This is a genomic window from Enterococcus sp. AAFC-DPL-6103 (assembly GCF_058216595.1).
Genome location: NZ_CM177102.1, coordinates 264052 through 279178 on the forward strand (window position 1 = coordinate 264052; position 15127 = coordinate 279178).

The window sequence follows — 15127 nt, forward strand, 5'->3', positions numbered from 1 at the left end:
GGAAAAAAACAGTGGGAAATAAATTTGTAATGATTGGTGGAGGTTCAACACAATCACCAGGAATTTTAGAGGTTTTACGAAAACGTGCGGAAGAATTGAATCTAAGTGAATTAGTTTTATATGATATTGATGAAGAAAGAGTTTCACTACTTGGTCAATATACGAAAATGTACTATCAGGAATTAGGTTCAAAAGTGATAGTTAGTTATACAACAAATATTGATGAAGCGTTAGTGAATGCTGATTTCTTATTTATGCAAATTAGACCAGGCTTGAATAAGCAACGTGCAATTGATGAAAAAATTTGTCTTAACAATGGTGTCGTTGGGCAAGAAACTTGTGGACTAGGTGGATTTTCATTTGCCATGCGTGTGATTCCAGCAGTGTTAGAAATTATTCGAAAGGTAAAAGAAATTTGTCCAAAAGCTTGGATTCTCAATTACACAAATCCAGAAGCTATTCTTTCTGAAGCGATCTATCGAGAATTTCCTGATGCAAATGTATTGTGTATTTGTGATATGCCGATTTCGATTGAAGGCGCGATAGCCAAGTATTTCAACAAAGATTTACGTGACTTAACATTTAAGTATTTTGGAATGAACCACTTTGGATGGTGGACGAATATCATTGATGAGAAAGGAACCGACCTTTTACCAATCTTAAGAGAAGACGTTCTTTCTGGTAAAACTGATACACTATTACAATCAAATGATGAAACGAAAGAAGATCAGTATTGGATTGATACCTATCGCCAGATGATTAGCTTATTCAAACGGTTCCCGGAATATTTCCCAAATTGTTACTTGCAGTATTATTTAACACCAGATGAAATGATTGCACATGATGATCCCTCATTTACTCGTGGCGATTATGTGATGCAAGGTCGTGAAAAACGAATTTATGAAGAATGTCGTCGTGTGATTGCTAATGGCAGCGCCAAAGATTCAAGCTTGCACGCAGGTGTTCATGGAAATTATATTGTGGATATTGCGTATGCTATTATCCATAACACGCGCGAACGCTTTACAGTCAATAAAAAAAACCAGGGATCAATCGCAAATTTTGATCCAGAAGCAGTGATCGAAGTTCCGGCATATGTTGGAAGCATGGGGGCAGAAACAATTACCATCGGACACATACCAACTTTCCAAAAAGGACTGATGGAGATGCAGAAAGCTTACGAAAAAATGACAGTCGATGCAGCTTTGTCAGGTTCTTATCAAACCGCATTAGAAGCAGTTATGTTAAACAAAACAATCCCTAACTATACGGTGGGTAAAAAAGTTTTAGATGAACTTCACAAAGCAAACAAAGAATTCTGGCCAGAGTTAAGTTAACTCAACAGTCGCCAACCAAAAAATAAAGAAAGCGGTTGACAAAACACTGTTTGGTCTATACAATTTAGTTGTTAACAATATTGATTTCATGTGACTAGATCATACTAGGCATGGAAAGATGACGTGGGAGAGGAATTTTCCAGGTGATTTTTCCATGCTTTTCTTTTGTCTAGAAATTTTTTAGGCCAAAAAATTTCTGGAAAATGATTATTAGTTGAGAAATCAAAAACCTATTTCTGCAGAAAAGGAACTCATTATGAAAATTAAAAAAATCTTTAATCAGAATGCCGTGTTGGTAGACGATGACGGACAAGAAAAAGTTGCAATTGGAAAAGGAATCAGCTTTGATAAAAAAAGAAATGACCTTATTTTTATGAAGGATATCGAGCGCCTTTTTGTCATGGAACCAGAAGGACAACTTCGATTGCAAAACTTATTGAATCAAATCGATGAAAAATATTTATTTGCAGCTGAAGAAATCATTCAACATGCAGAAACGGTTTTGATGGAGCCGTTGAATGAACATATTTTGATTGCATTAACAGATCATATCGCATTTGCTGCCGAAAATATGAAAAATGGTATCGTAATTCGCAACAAATTGTTACGAGAAATCGAAGTTTTATATGACGAAGAATTTCAAATTGCGCAATGGGCTGTAGAACATTTGACGAAAACATTAGATGTGCCTTTCACCTATGATCAAGCAGGGTATATCGCCATTCATATCCATTCAAGTCGTAGAAATCAATTGAATAATCATCGAAGCATTCGAGAAGTGACGATTATTTCAGATGTGATTCGTTTGATCGAGGCAGAACTTGAGGTGGATTTGCACACACAAGAGATGTCTTTGAGCTATACGCGTTTAGCAAATCATTTGAGATTATTATTACAACGTTATAAGAACCAACAGTACGCTGTTTTGGATGAAGATATTTTAAAAATGGTCAAGAAAAAATATATAGCAAGTTATGAAATGACGAAAAAAATTCGTGTTTTATTACTTAAACAATATCAAATGTCTATTACGAGTGAGGAAATGGGTTATTTAGCAATCCACATCGAACGCTTACGTAGTGCCGTTTGTGATTAAAAAATAGGGAGAGAAAAAAATGAAAGCTTATATGCAAAGAATGGGTCGCTCATTGATGTTGCCGGTTGCAACATTACCTGTAGCAGCTTTGTTCATGGGGATTGGTTATTGGATTGACCCAAGTGGTTGGGGTGGAAATAACATTTTGGCGGCTTTTTTAATTAAAGCTGGTAGTACAATTTTAGATAATTTAGGATTATTATTTGCAGTCGGGTTAGCATTAGGAATGTCGAAAGATAAAGATGGTTCTTCTGCTTTAGCAGGTTTAGTTGCTTTCTTGACACCGATGACTTTAGTAAGTAGTGCATCAGTTGCATTGTTCACAAAGGTTGATGTTGAGCAAGTAAACGTTGCGTTTGGCGCAATCAATAATAAAAATGTTTTTATTGGGATTTTAGCTGGGCTAGTTGCAGCAGCAATGTACAATCGTTTTAGTAAAGTAAAATTACCAATGGCATTATCTTTCTTTAGTGGAAAGCGCGCGGTTCCAATTGTAACTGCTGGTGTGATGACTTTGATTTCAGCATTATTGATTTTTATTTGGCCGCCAGTTTACAATACCCTTGTTTCATTTGGTGAATTGATTTCTGGAATGGGCGCAGTGGGTGCTGGATTATATGGCTTCTTTAACCGTTTGTTGATCCCAACAGGCTTGCATCATGCGTTGAACAATGTGTTCTGGTTCAACCTTGCAGGAATTGATGATATTGGTAAATTCTGGGCAAGTGAAGGAACAAAAGGTATTACTGGAATGTATCAAGCTGGATTCTTCCCCGTAATGATGTTTGGTTTACCAGCAGGGGCGTTAGCAATCTATCAATGTGCTCGTCCAGAGAAGAAAAAACAAACAGCATCATTGATGTTAGCAGCTGCATTTGCTTCATTCTTTACAGGTGTGACCGAACCATTAGAATTTTCATTTATGTTTGTTGCTTGGCCATTGTATGTTGTTCATGCCGCTTTAACAGGTATTTCAATGTTTGTAGCAGCACTTTTCCATTGGACAGCAGGATTCAATTTTAGTGCAGGTTTTATTGATTTCTTCTTGAGTTTACGTGTACCAATTGCGAATAAACCATATATGTTGATCCTACTCGGCTTGGTGATGGCTGTTGTTTACTATGTTACTTTTATGTTTGTTATCAAAAAGTTCAACTTGATGACACCAGGACGTGAAGAAGGTACAGGTGAAGAAACACCTGATTTAGCAACTGGTAACGATAAGTTTTCTGCTTTGGCAGATAATATTTACGCTGCTCTTGGTGGTGCAAGCAATGTAACATCAATCGATAATTGTACAACACGTCTTCGTTTACAAGTGAAAGATACAAAGCAAGTTGATCAATCAAAAATTAAAGCAACTGGTGTTCCAGGAGTGAAAGTAATTGATGATCAGAATATCCAAGTTATTGTTGGGACAGAAGTGCAATTTGTTGCTGATGAAATAAGTAAATTACATGGAAGTCCTGTCAATCAATCAGCAGGAACAGTAGTAGTTACGGAAGAGATCAGCAAACCTGAAGGGCCACAAACACAAGATGTATATGCTGTAGCTACTGGGAAAGTGATTCCAATCACTGAAGTCGGTGATGAAGTATTTTCACAAAAAATGATGGGAGACGGCTTTGCGGTAATTCCTGAATCAGGTGAAATTTTTGCACCGGTTGCTGGGAAAGTTACAAGTGTTTTTCCTACTAAACATGCAATTGGTTTAGTAACTGACTCTGGGATTGAAGTATTAGTTCATATGGGAATCGATACCGTTCAATTAAATGGTGAACCATTCACTGTCTTTGTTAAAGAAGGTCAACAAGTCGGGCGAGGACAAATGCTTGCAAAAGTCGATCTAGCAAGTTTGAAGGCAAACGGTAAAGAAGCTGACATGATCGTTGTCTTCACAAATCCAGATAGCATCGATACGTTTTCAGTAACAACTGGTCAAGAGGGTGAAGTGAATGAAATTATTGGGACAGTCACGAGTAAGTAATAAGTTTTGGCACCAAACGACCAGCTCCGAGCAAAAAGAAATGATTTTCTAAAAAATGTTTCCATATTTTTATGAAAAGTGGGCATATTATTCAATAGTAGTAGCGTTAAACTATTTATTCTAACAATAAAAAATACAAAGAATATACTAAGAGGCAAAGGCAATCAATTTGATTGTCTTTGCCTCTTTCTAATGACTTTAGTCGGTTTCAATCGCTAAAGCGATTGAAACAAAAAAACCACGCGTCCTGCGCGTGGAATCAGTTGCTTCTTTCTAGTTAAGATAAGGTAATAAAGTTTGGAACAAAATGGCGCTGGAAGCAGCTCCCGGATCAATATGGCCAATCGAACGTTCACCAAGGTAAGAAGCGCGTCCTTTTTTGGCTTGCAAATCTTTTGTATGTTCTTTGGCAGCTGTGATTTCTTCTGCAGTTAGAAGTTGATTTTTTTTGAGTATTTCAGCTACAGGAGCCCAAACATCAACCATTGTTTTATCATCTACATTGGCTTTTCCACGTAGTTGGATCCCATTCAACCCTTCTTGTATAAGTTCACCTAACTGTTCTTCATTTGTAATGGCAGTAACTTCTTTTGTTGCTTTAGCAAAATTCATGAATGCCGTACCATATAATGGACCGGAAGCTCCACCTACTTTTGAAATCAAAGACATAGCTAAGATTTTAAACGTATCAGTAATGGTTTTTGGTTGTTGTGCAACAAATGCTTCTTGATAAGCTGTCATGCCACGAGCCATATTATTTCCGTGATCGCCATCACCAATTGGTGTATCTAATTCACTAAGCATGTGTTTGTTTTGTTCGATTTCTTGAGAAAAATCATTCAACCATGCTTGTACTTTTTCAACTGTCAAATCCATTGTTATTCTCCTTTTGTCAATCATTCTTTTAAGTTAGCCCCATGAGATGGTTGCAACTGGACTTGTTAAAGCTTCCACCCAAGCTGGTGTTGTCAAATCAATCAGTGTTAGAGAAAGACCTTGCATGTCAATAGAGGTCATATAGTTTCCAACTTTGTGGAAATCAACGTCAATCTCTTTATCCGCAAGTAAAGTTAATACATCATTGATAAAGACAAACTGTTCCATTAAAGGGGTGCCACCCATACCGTTGACTAAGACACCAACTTTTTTAGGTGTTTCTGGATAAGCCTGAACTAATTTTTCAACTAATTCTTGTGCTAATTTTTTTGAAGGTTGTAATTTTTCACGACGGTAGCCTGGTTCCCCATGGATACCAACGCCAAATTCGATTTCATCTTCCGCTAAAGTAAAACCAGGTTTTCCAACTTCAGGAACAGTTGCAGCCGACAAAGCAACACCAATCGTTTTGGTTGATTGGACAACTTTTTCACCTAACTCTTTTAGTTCTGCTAGAGAAGCACCGTTTCGTGCGGCATCACCTAAGATTTTATGAACAAGGACGGTTCCGGCAACACCTCGTTTTCCAGCAGTATAAGTGCTGTCTTCTACAGCAATATCGTCGTCAACAACAACGATTTCTGTTGGAATGTCGTTCATTTCGGCTAAATCTTTTGCCATTTCAAAGTTCAAGATGTCACCAGTATAATTTTTAACGATTAATAAAACACCTTTTCCCTGATTGGTTGCTTCGATAGCACGTTCGATTTGATCTGGTGTAGGAGAAGTGAAGACATCACCTAGAACAGCTGCACTTAACATTCCATCACCGACAAAACCAGCGTGTGCAGGTTCATGCCCGCTTCCGCCACCAGAAACTAATCCGACTTGCACATTATCTGTTTGATTCTTAGCAATGACTCTGGAATCATCGACTCGATGAACAAGTGTCGAATAACTTTTTACCATTCCTTCAAGCATTTCTTCAATAATATTTTGTGGTTCATTAATGATTTTTTTCATTTTAGTTCCAACCTTTCTGTGCTGCTTGTTTTGCTTCATTGACAATATGGTCGGGATCATCAGAAACACTTGCTGTGATTCCAGCTGCGAATGCTCCTTCAACTAAAGGAGCGTCTACTAGAACATATTTTTCTTGTAGCTCTGGTTCTAATAAATCATAAGCAAGCTCAGCACTTAAGACCGCGCTGCCAAGATCAGCGAAGACAAAAAAGATATCGCTATCAGTTGCTTCATTGACTGCATCTACAATTTTGGTTGGATCGCTACCTAATTCTCCATCAGAAGTTCCACCTAGAGAAAAGAGTACGACATTCTCACTTTTGCCCATTTGCTCAATCATTTCTTTGAGCCCATCTGTAATCATTTGACTATGAGAAACGAGTAAGATACTTTTTTTCATTCTAAAAAACTCCTTTTTAGTTACGCATTCTATCTTTGTAGGTTTGTCCAATTCGATCAGCGACGATTAGAGCATTTGCAACATCTTCGACAACAATTGGGAACGGCATTGAATGAATGGATTCTTCAGGAATACAAGCGATTTTTGCTACTTCAAGTGCTTCTTCATAAGTAATGTGATCCACACCTAAATCAGCTAGCGTCAATGGTAACCCAACAGAAGCCATAAAATCCATGACGGCATTCATTTCTTCTGTTTTTGCATCTTCCAGAACTAACTGAGTTAATGTTGCAAAAGCTACTTTTTCACCATGAAGGTAGCTATGTGCACCAGGTAAAACGGTCATTCCGTTATGAATGGCATGAGCTGCAGCTAAACCGCCACTTTCAAATCCTAAACCAGATAACAAAATATTTGTTTCGACAATTTTACTCAATGATTCAGTCACTAAATTTGCATCGCAAGCAATTTTTGCGTTCAAGCCGTCTTCTTGTAGGTGTTCCCAACATAATTTTGCCATTGCTAAGGCAGCATAAGTACCACTAGCAGGAGGAGTTAATCCTTCTCTTGAGCCCATTGGCAAACTTGCATTAACGCGGGAATAAGAATGATGTGTTGCACGTGCTTCAAAATAAGTGGACAGTGCATCACCCATACCAGCAACTAAGAAACGAGTAGGTGCTTTTGCGACCACTTTTGTATCCACTAAGACAACGCTTGGACTTTGTTTAAAATAAGCATAGTCGTCAAATGAACCGTCTTCATGGTACAAAACAGCCGAGTGAGAGGTTGGTGCATCTTGCGCTGCAATCGTTGGAACAATAATTAGTTTTTCACCCTCAGCGACCACTTTTGAAGCATCAATCGCTTTTCCGCCACCTAAACCAATAATGCAGTCAGTGTGTTGTTCTTTAGCTACTTCTTGCAATCGTTTTGTTTCTGCTCGAGTGACTTCACCACTGAAACCGCCTTCAATAAATGATACGCCAAATTTTTCTGCGGTAGCATTAAGTTGTGGTCGAATACGAGCCACATCAGCTGGATTTGCAATCAGTAATGCAGAAGAGCCAAAAGTCGATACGAAGTAACCTAAGTTCAGTAATTCATCTTCACCTTGTACATATTTAGTTGGTAAAATTAGTGCTTTTCTCATCAGTAGTTCCTCCTTGTTATCGTTTACTATTATAGCATAAAGCGTTATCATCAAAGAATCATTGAGTTTTGACGTCGTTTTCTTTTGAGAATGTGTTGAATTATTTTGCGAAACAGGAGTATTTTGTCATTTTAGCAAAATACTCCTATACTACTAACTAGAGGTGAAGAAATGGGCACAACTTTATTTGATATCGAACAAGTTTTAGATCTAGATAAATGGGAAAAAGTTCAAGAAAGTCTAGCTCTTGCTACTCATTTGGCTATTATTTTAGTTGATTATCGAGGTAGACCAATTACGAAACATAGCCAAGTCCAACCCTTTTGTCAGTTTGTACGCAATCATCCTGAATTGGCTGTGTATTGTGAAAAATGTGATTCAAGAGGAGGCCTGGAAGCCGTTCGAACAGGAGAGCCGTTTATTTACCGTTGTCATTTTAATATTGTTGATATGGCAATTCCAATCATGGTTGATAATCAATATGTTGGTGCAATCATGGCCGGAGAAGTTCTGCTTGTAGATGGGCAAGAAAAGCTAGAACAAGTATTGCAAGTAGAAAATCAAAAAAGACTAGAAGCATTTAAAGACGAGCACCACGAATTATTTGAACAATACCCGAAATTTACGCTGGATGATTTACAAAAAAACGCGACAATGTTAGAAAGTTTAAGTGAATACATCGTAACAGAAGCAATCAAAAAAGATTATTTGATTAAAGCGTATAAGCAGACACTCCGTATTTCCAAAAAAGCAGAAGTACCAGATCAATCAGTTGATTTAAAAACAGTGCAAGCAGATATTCGTCACTCTTTATTGGAAAACCAACTAGCGGCAGAAAAAGATAGTTATCTAGCCAAAAATAAAATGCTCCAACCGGCAATTGATTTGATTTTTGCCAATAAAGGAAGTCATGTCGATTTAAATATGTTAGCCACTGTGACGAATTTGAGTCCAAGCTATTTAAGTCGGCAATTGAAAGAAGAATTTGGAGAACCTTTCAGTCAGATGTATGCTAAATTAAAAATTTATTGGGCGGAACAATTATTGAAGACCACAGATTTAACAATCAGTGAGATTAGTGATCAATTAGGTTATGTTGAAGCTAGTTACTTTGTTCGTTCATTCAAAAAAATCAAGGGAATTACACCATTGAATTACCGGAAGCGACACAAACGTTCTCCGATGACTTGAAGCAAGTTGCCAATCAAGTGCAAGAAAAAAGCCGTTGACATTCTTTTTTCGTTAATTGAATATGTTTCTTCGGGGTAGGGTGTAATTCCCGACCGACGGTGACAAGGCTAATTTGAAGTCCGTGACCCGCAATAGTTGCGGTTGATCTAGTGAAAACTAGAACCGACAGTTAAAGTCTGGATGGGAGAAGAAAAACTTATCGAAACAAACGACGGGAAGAGTGTCTCTATTTTTGTCGTACTTCTTTGAGTTTATTTTGACTATTGGTCTCGTGTAATTACACGAGGCTTTTTTGTTTGAAAAGGAGGATTTCAATTGGATGAACGATTGATGAAACAAACGATTCTAGCAGCAGAAAAAGGACGTGGAAAAACATTTACGAACCCTTTAGTCGGTGCAGTCATTGCGAAAGACGATCAAGTCCTAGCGGTCGGCGCACATTTAGCATATGGCAATGCACATGCAGAAAAAGCAGCAATTGATTATTTAAAGAAAACTTTTATGACATACGAAAAAATTGGGATTGTCATTGTACGAGTTAACGAATGTATTACATCAAAACTATTAAGTGGAGCAGTCGATAACTTACTCCGTCACGGTGTGAACGAAGAGGATATTGATGTTTATTGGATTCCTGGAGCATTTGAGATCTTGTTTATGACCAAGAAAATCTTGGCAATGAAACAATATGATGACGTACTGACTCTTGGTGCAGTGATTCGTGGAGCAACGACGCATTATGAATTGGTTAGTAACGAAGTGGCAAAAGCAAAAGGTGTGGCTCAAGTTGGTTTAGCCTCGGAAACGCTAGTCATGTTTGGCGTGCTAACAACAGAAACGATTGAACAAGCAATTGAACGCTCAGAGACGAAAGCTGGAAACAATGGTGCGAGTGTGGCTCAAGGATTTTTCACACAACAACTCACTAATAACTGAGTACAGTAGTACTTTGCCCATTTGCTTCCTTAAAAAATTAGAAAAACTAGAAGTTGCATTTTCTACCATTACACAATCGGGTAGAAGGTTCATTTTTTTTAAGTTCTGTGATTCTTGCTAATAAATGGCTGATTTTAATAACGATTGTAATAAAAAATAAAAAACGGTTACATTTGTTGTTGACTTTTGTGGTAGATACCGTTATGATGTTCACATAAAAGGCGTGTTACTGGTCCGACCAGGCATCAACCAGCATGTAATAGACTGTGGAAGCAGTTTATTAATGTTGGCTTTTTTATTGTCTTAGATTGGGGGTGGCGAGTTGGAGATCATCAAGAGTATCAATAACAATTTTGCATTAGCGATGAAAGATGGCAAAGAAGTCATTGTTGCAGAAGTAGGAATTGGCTTTGGAAAATTTCCCAAAACGATTGCAGAAGATGAAGTCGAAAAAGTGTATCAACTAAATGACTCAAATCTAAAGGGAATCAATTTGGCTCAATTTCCGTTAGAAGTCATGAATTACGCTCATCAAATTGTCAAAAAAGCTGAGCAAGAACTCCAGTTACCAACGACAGATCTTTTGTTTTTAAATGTTGCAGATCACACCAACTATATGTTGCAGCGTTTGGATCAAGGAATTTCTTTGAGCGCACCGTTTCGAATTGAGATCGAAAAATTTTTCCCAAAAGAATTTGAATTGGGTAATTGGGCGGTGAACTACTTGGCTGAAGAAACAGGTAAAGAAATACCGAGACAAGAAGCACACGCCTATGCCTTACATTTTATCAATAGTCAAGCAAGTCTTGGTGAACGTGAAAAAGTGGATCCTTACATTAAAATTATCAGTGATGTGAACAATATTATTACGTATCATTTCCATAAAGAGTTCCCAGAAGATTCGTTTTATTATTTGCGTTTTGTGACACATCTTAAATATTTTATTGCTCGAAAGCTTAATCATGAGACAACTGAGTATCGAAAAAATGAATTGTATCAAACACTGCGAGCACAATATGTACAAGAAGCGCAGTGTGTCAAGAAAATCGAGCATTACTTACAAGAGTCTTACGGTTGGACGTTGGACGAAGAAGATTTGCTTTATCTGCTGATCCACATTAAAAAAATAAGTGAAATTTGAGTGTAACTGGTTCGACCAGGCATAACCAAAAAAACGACTCTCTTTTGATTGAAGAGGGCTAGTTTTTTTGGTTTTTTGTTTTTTACGAACAATTTTCAAGGAGGAAAAAGAAATGGATGATCGACAAAGAGCACAAGCAATTTTAGAAGCAGTGGGAGGAAAAGAAAATGTTTCGTCATTAACACACTGCGCAACACGCCTGCGTTTTTATTTAAATAATGGACAAAAAGTTGAGAAAGAAGAAATCAAAGAAGTACCCGGCGTGATTCAATACGTGGAATCTGGTGGGCAACATCAAGTAGTGATTGGTAGTGACGTGGTGGATGTCTTTGATGAATTAGTTAAACTATTACCAGAAGATGCAGAAGAACAAGGAGATGAACCAAAAGAGAAACAAAAATGGTACGATGAATTATTTGCGACAATTTCAGCTATTTTTACTCCTTATATCGGAGTGCTGGCAGCAGCGGGGATTTTAAAAGGGTTTTTGATTCCACTTTCTATGTACAACATTTTGCCGGTAGATAGTGGATTATATCAATTATTGAGTATCTTAGCCTCTGGTATCTTTACATTGTTACCCTTGTTTATTGCAGTAACAGCAGCGAATCGATTTAAGACAAATCAATTTATTGCGTTGGCAATAGCAGCGGCAATGATCTATCCATTGACTGATGCTAGTATTTTAGATAGTGCCTCTTTGTTAGGATTAACGATTAGTTTCAAAACTTATGGTGGTGCTGTAGTGCCAACAATCCTAGCGATTTGGGCGCAAAGTTACATTGAACGTGGCGTTAAAAAAGTGTTGCCTAAAGTTACTCATACCGTATTTGTTCCTTTTTTTACAATTATCATCACTGGGATTGCGGTGTTTGCTTTGATTGGCCCGCTAGGAAATGGGATCGCAAATCTGATTGGGACAGCATACTTCAGCATGTATGCGTTTAGTCCGATTTTAGCTGGTGCTTTATTAGGTGGTTTATTCCAATTATTAGTAATGGTTGGTTTACATTGGGGAATCTTACCGATTGCTTTAATCAATATTCAAAACACTGGTGCAGATACGATTTTACCGATTGGATCAAATGGTGTATTTGGTCAATTTGGTGCGGTAGTGGGTGCTTGGTTGTTTTTGAGAAAAGGAAAAGATAAAGAAATTGCTGCATCTGCCTCATTATCAGGATTTTTTGGAATCACAGAGCCTGCTATCTATGGGATTAACTTGAAGTATAAAATGCCCTTCATCATTGGTTCGATTTCTGCAGCACTTGGTGGAGCAATCAGTGGATTTTTTGAAACTAAAGCCTATTCATTTACACCAGTAGCTAATATTTTTACATTCTCAATGTTTGTAGGACCAGGAAATAATTTTAGTGCACAACTGTTAGCGAATGGCGTGTCGTTTTTCGTAGCGCTAATTGCCACTGCTTGGTGGATGCGTAAGCAAATGAAAACAACTAATGAAGAAAAGAAAAACATTCCCGCAGAACCAGTTGTCTCTACTGGCTTAGGTGAAGCAGACTTAGTAGTAGCTCCTTTAAATGGAGAGTATTTACCAATTTCAGAAATCAATGATCCGGTATTTTCTTCAAAAAGCATGGGAGAAGGATTTGCAATCAAACCAAGTGATGGCACTGTATATGCACCTGTTAACGGCATCGTGGAACTAATTGCTCAAACAAAACATGCGATAGGATTTACTGCTGATGATGGCAAGCAATTGTTGATCCATATTGGTTTGAATACAGTAGAATTAAATGGGAAAGGTTTTTCTTGGCAAGTCAAGCAAGGTGATCGAGTAACTGCAGGACAAGTCATTGGACAAGTCGATTTCAGTCAACTGACTGACTACGATACGACAACAGCAGTCGTTTTGACAAATACGCTTGATTATCCAGAAGTCAAGATTTCATTAACCGATAAAAATCATCTGATTCAAACGAAATAAGTGAAAAAGGAAGGCTGAATGATGAGAAAATTTATTTTAAATGCAGATGACTTAGGGATGTCAGAAGCTATTAATTTTGGCATTGCAAAAAGTGTGCGAGAAGGAATCGTGAAAAGTACCTCGTTAATGGTGAATATGCCTGAAGCAAAAGCCGGAGCATCATTGATTCAAGCAACTGATCCAACAGTGGAAATCAATCTGCATATCAATTTTACTTTAGGGAAACCAGTGACGGATGCGAAAAAAATTCCTAGTTTAGTGGATGAAAACGGTATGTTTCTCTCTTCTAGTCATTACAAAAATGGTGGGACATTGACATTTGACTATCATGAAATCAAACAAGAAATGGAAGCACAAATTTTATGTTTTAAAGAATTACTTGGTGAATTTCCAGTACACATGGAAACACATTCCGTTGGGGACCAAGCAGTTGGTCAAGCTTTATTTGAATTAGCTGAAAAGTATGGCATCCATGCTAATTTATTTTATGGCTACCAACCACCAAAAGAATTACCTTTTCGAGTGGCAGAAATTCCTGATTTCGGAAAGTTAATGTCAGTTCTCAATCGTGGAACGAAGCTGAGTGACTTTACAGACGATGCGTTTGGTTACGAAACGTTGCCAGAAGAAACAGTCATTGAGTTACATCTTCACCCTGGTTTCCTAGATCAATACGTGTTAGACCACAGCACATTAACCTTGCCGCGTTGTCAAGACTTAGAAACTTTGACTTCTTCTGCGTTAAAAAAATGGTTTGAAACAAAAGGCTATCAAGTTGTTGATTTCGCCAGTTTAAAATAATAAAAGAAGAAGCGGAACAAAGCGCAGTTACGCGCTTTGTTCCGCTTCTTTTTTGATTTTTTGGACTAATGTTTTTAGCGCATCTAAACGTGTGGGTGTTAAGGAGGAAATACGAATACACGTTTTACCCAAATTGCTTTTGCCAAAGATGCGGGCATATTGTTCAACTAAAGGCGGTTCATTTTCGGCGATAGGTACATAAATATTAACAGTTTTGGCGTATTGCTTGACTGCAATCAACGGTGAAACTGGATCATCTGGTGAATATTGGAGAAATAACCAGCCAATGCCTGTGAACTTTCCAACAGTGAAACTTTTACCTGCTTGATTTGTTTCTTGTTCAATAAGTTGTTTGATCTGAGTATATGATTTTTCACTATTCACTAGACGCCACCTCTTAGTTATTTCCTATTTTCTATGCACTTATTGTATCATGTTTATAAGGGAAAAGACTCATTGGAAGAATTAGATGAGCAAAGGAGCTTGTTATGAAGAAAAAGTGGTTAGACAAGAAAAAGGTAATTTTTTATTTAGTTTTTATTTTACTAGCGATTTCTACTATATATGCGGTAGTCATGATGATTCAAACACCATCTGGAACGTCAACAACGGAGCACGAACACGTCAAAAGTGATTATGTGTTGATGATTTTACAATGTGTCGCAGGAATGATTATCATATTTTTACCAAAACAAGTAGAACAAAAGTTTGATATTGAGATTCCTGATACGATGGAGATCCTTTTCTTCCTCTTTTTATTTTGCGCCATTTATTTGGGAGAAGTACGAAACTTTTATTACAAAATACCGTTTTGGGACATGATCTTACATGGCTTTAGTGCGGCGATGTTAGGAGCCTTAGGGTTTATTATTGTCGCATACCTAAATCGAAGTCAGCGCATAACCTTACAGCTGAGTCCATTTTTTATTAGTTTGTTTGCTTTTTGTTTTGCAACAACGGTTGGGCTATTTTGGGAAGTATATGAATTTCTAGCAGATCATTTGTTGGGAACGAATATGCAAAAATTTATGACAGGAGAAGGTAAAGTCTTAAGTGGACACGAGGCGCTGATCGATACAATGAAGGATTGTATCGTAAATATGCTTGGTGCATTAATCGTCGTTAGTTGGGGATATATTCATTTAAAACATCAAGAAAAAAGATTAAATAATCTTTCACGTGTAAATGAAAAAGCTGAGGAAACTAATTTAGATAGAAATAAGAAGGAAGACTAAAAA

General features: G+C 37.4%; 14 protein-coding genes, 1 pseudogene and 1 riboswitch. Of the genes and pseudogenes, 10 read left to right on the forward strand and 5 right to left on the reverse strand.

Annotated features, from left to right (window positions below):
• Positions 1–11: 11 nt before the first annotated feature.
• The 3 genes from AC4BC3_RS01335 (at position 12) to nagE (ending at position 4420) form a co-directional block, all read left to right on the forward strand.
• On the forward strand, positions 12–1337 hold the full coding sequence (locus AC4BC3_RS01335) for a family 4 glycosyl hydrolase (protein ID WP_490466761.1): 1326 nt from the start codon (positions 12–14) through the stop codon (positions 1335–1337).
• A gap of 256 nt (positions 1338–1593) precedes the next feature.
• The gene (locus tag AC4BC3_RS01340) at positions 1594–2433 is read left to right on the forward strand and encodes a PRD domain-containing protein (protein WP_206909397.1); all 840 of its coding nucleotides are present in this window, start codon (positions 1594–1596) and stop codon (positions 2431–2433) included.
• A gap of 19 nt (positions 2434–2452) precedes the next feature.
• Positions 2453–4420: an N-acetylglucosamine-specific PTS transporter subunit IIBC gene (gene nagE / locus AC4BC3_RS01345; RefSeq protein ID WP_490466762.1), complete on the forward strand. Its 1968-nt coding sequence runs from the start codon at positions 2453–2455 to the stop codon at positions 4418–4420.
• 273 nt (positions 4421–4693) lie between these two features.
• Here the strand turns inward: nagE and dhaL are convergent, their stop codons facing one another.
• The 4 genes from dhaL to AC4BC3_RS01365 are packed head-to-tail and all read right to left on the reverse strand — an operon-like array spanning position 4694 to position 7872.
• Positions 4694–5296, reverse strand: coding sequence for a dihydroxyacetone kinase subunit DhaL (gene dhaL / locus AC4BC3_RS01350; RefSeq protein ID WP_206909394.1), 603 nt, complete (start codon positions 5294–5296; stop codon positions 4694–4696).
• A 33-nt stretch (positions 5297–5329) separates the two neighbouring features.
• Positions 5330–6319, reverse strand: a complete 990-nt coding sequence (gene dhaK, locus AC4BC3_RS01355; protein ID WP_490466763.1) for a dihydroxyacetone kinase subunit DhaK — start codon at positions 6317–6319, stop codon at positions 5330–5332.
• A gap of 1 nt (position 6320) precedes the next feature.
• Complete coding sequence (dhaM, locus tag AC4BC3_RS01360; RefSeq protein WP_206909392.1) at positions 6321–6719, reverse strand: dihydroxyacetone kinase phosphoryl donor subunit DhaM; 399 nt, start codon at positions 6717–6719, stop codon at positions 6321–6323.
• 16 nt (positions 6720–6735) lie between these two features.
• The gene (locus AC4BC3_RS01365; protein WP_490466764.1) at positions 6736–7872 is read right to left on the reverse strand and encodes a glycerol dehydrogenase; all 1137 of its coding nucleotides are present in this window, start codon (positions 7870–7872) and stop codon (positions 6736–6738) included.
• A gap of 171 nt (positions 7873–8043) precedes the next feature.
• Here AC4BC3_RS01365 and AC4BC3_RS01370 point away from each other — a divergent pair, with 171 nt between their 5' ends.
• From AC4BC3_RS01370 to AC4BC3_RS01395, 6 genes and pseudogenes are all read left to right on the forward strand, one after another.
• Positions 8044–9063 (forward strand): PocR ligand-binding domain-containing protein, encoded by a 1020-nt coding sequence (locus AC4BC3_RS01370; protein ID WP_490466765.1) that lies wholly within the window; start codon positions 8044–8046, stop codon positions 9061–9063.
• 61 nt (positions 9064–9124) lie between these two features.
• Positions 9125–9259: riboswitch (FMN riboswitch) on the forward strand.
• A 131-nt stretch (positions 9260–9390) separates the two neighbouring features.
• Positions 9391–9561 (forward strand): annotated as a pseudogene (locus AC4BC3_RS01375) (bifunctional diaminohydroxyphosphoribosylaminopyrimidine deaminase/5-amino-6-(5-phosphoribosylamino)uracil reductase RibD); the annotation flags it as partial.
• Between the two features lie 3 nt (positions 9562–9564).
• Positions 9565–9999 (forward strand): 6,7-dimethyl-8-ribityllumazine synthase, encoded by a 435-nt coding sequence (ribH, locus tag AC4BC3_RS01380; protein WP_490467271.1) that lies wholly within the window; start codon positions 9565–9567, stop codon positions 9997–9999.
• 322 nt (positions 10000–10321) lie between these two features.
• On the forward strand, positions 10322–11140 hold the full coding sequence (locus AC4BC3_RS01385; RefSeq protein ID WP_206909387.1) for a PRD domain-containing protein: 819 nt from the start codon (positions 10322–10324) through the stop codon (positions 11138–11140).
• Between the two features lie 112 nt (positions 11141–11252).
• A complete protein-coding gene (locus AC4BC3_RS01390) occupies positions 11253–13088 on the forward strand; it encodes a beta-glucoside-specific PTS transporter subunit IIABC (protein ID WP_490466766.1) in 1836 nt (611 codons plus the stop codon).
• 21 nt (positions 13089–13109) lie between these two features.
• Positions 13110–13889 carry a ChbG/HpnK family deacetylase gene (locus tag AC4BC3_RS01395; protein ID WP_490466767.1) on the forward strand — a complete coding sequence of 260 codons (780 nt, stop codon included), beginning with the start codon at positions 13110–13112 and terminating at the stop codon, positions 13887–13889.
• A gap of 27 nt (positions 13890–13916) precedes the next feature.
• On the opposite strand, the gene AC4BC3_RS01400 is transcribed toward AC4BC3_RS01395, so the two are convergent.
• Positions 13917–14273, reverse strand: a complete 357-nt coding sequence (locus AC4BC3_RS01400; RefSeq protein ID WP_206909381.1) for a hypothetical protein — start codon at positions 14271–14273, stop codon at positions 13917–13919.
• Between the two features lie 104 nt (positions 14274–14377).
• On the opposite strand from AC4BC3_RS01400, the gene AC4BC3_RS01405 reads away from it, so the two are divergent.
• The gene (locus AC4BC3_RS01405; RefSeq protein WP_206909379.1) at positions 14378–15124 is read left to right on the forward strand and encodes a DUF2238 domain-containing protein; all 747 of its coding nucleotides are present in this window, start codon (positions 14378–14380) and stop codon (positions 15122–15124) included.
• Positions 15125–15127: the final 3 nt, after the last annotated feature.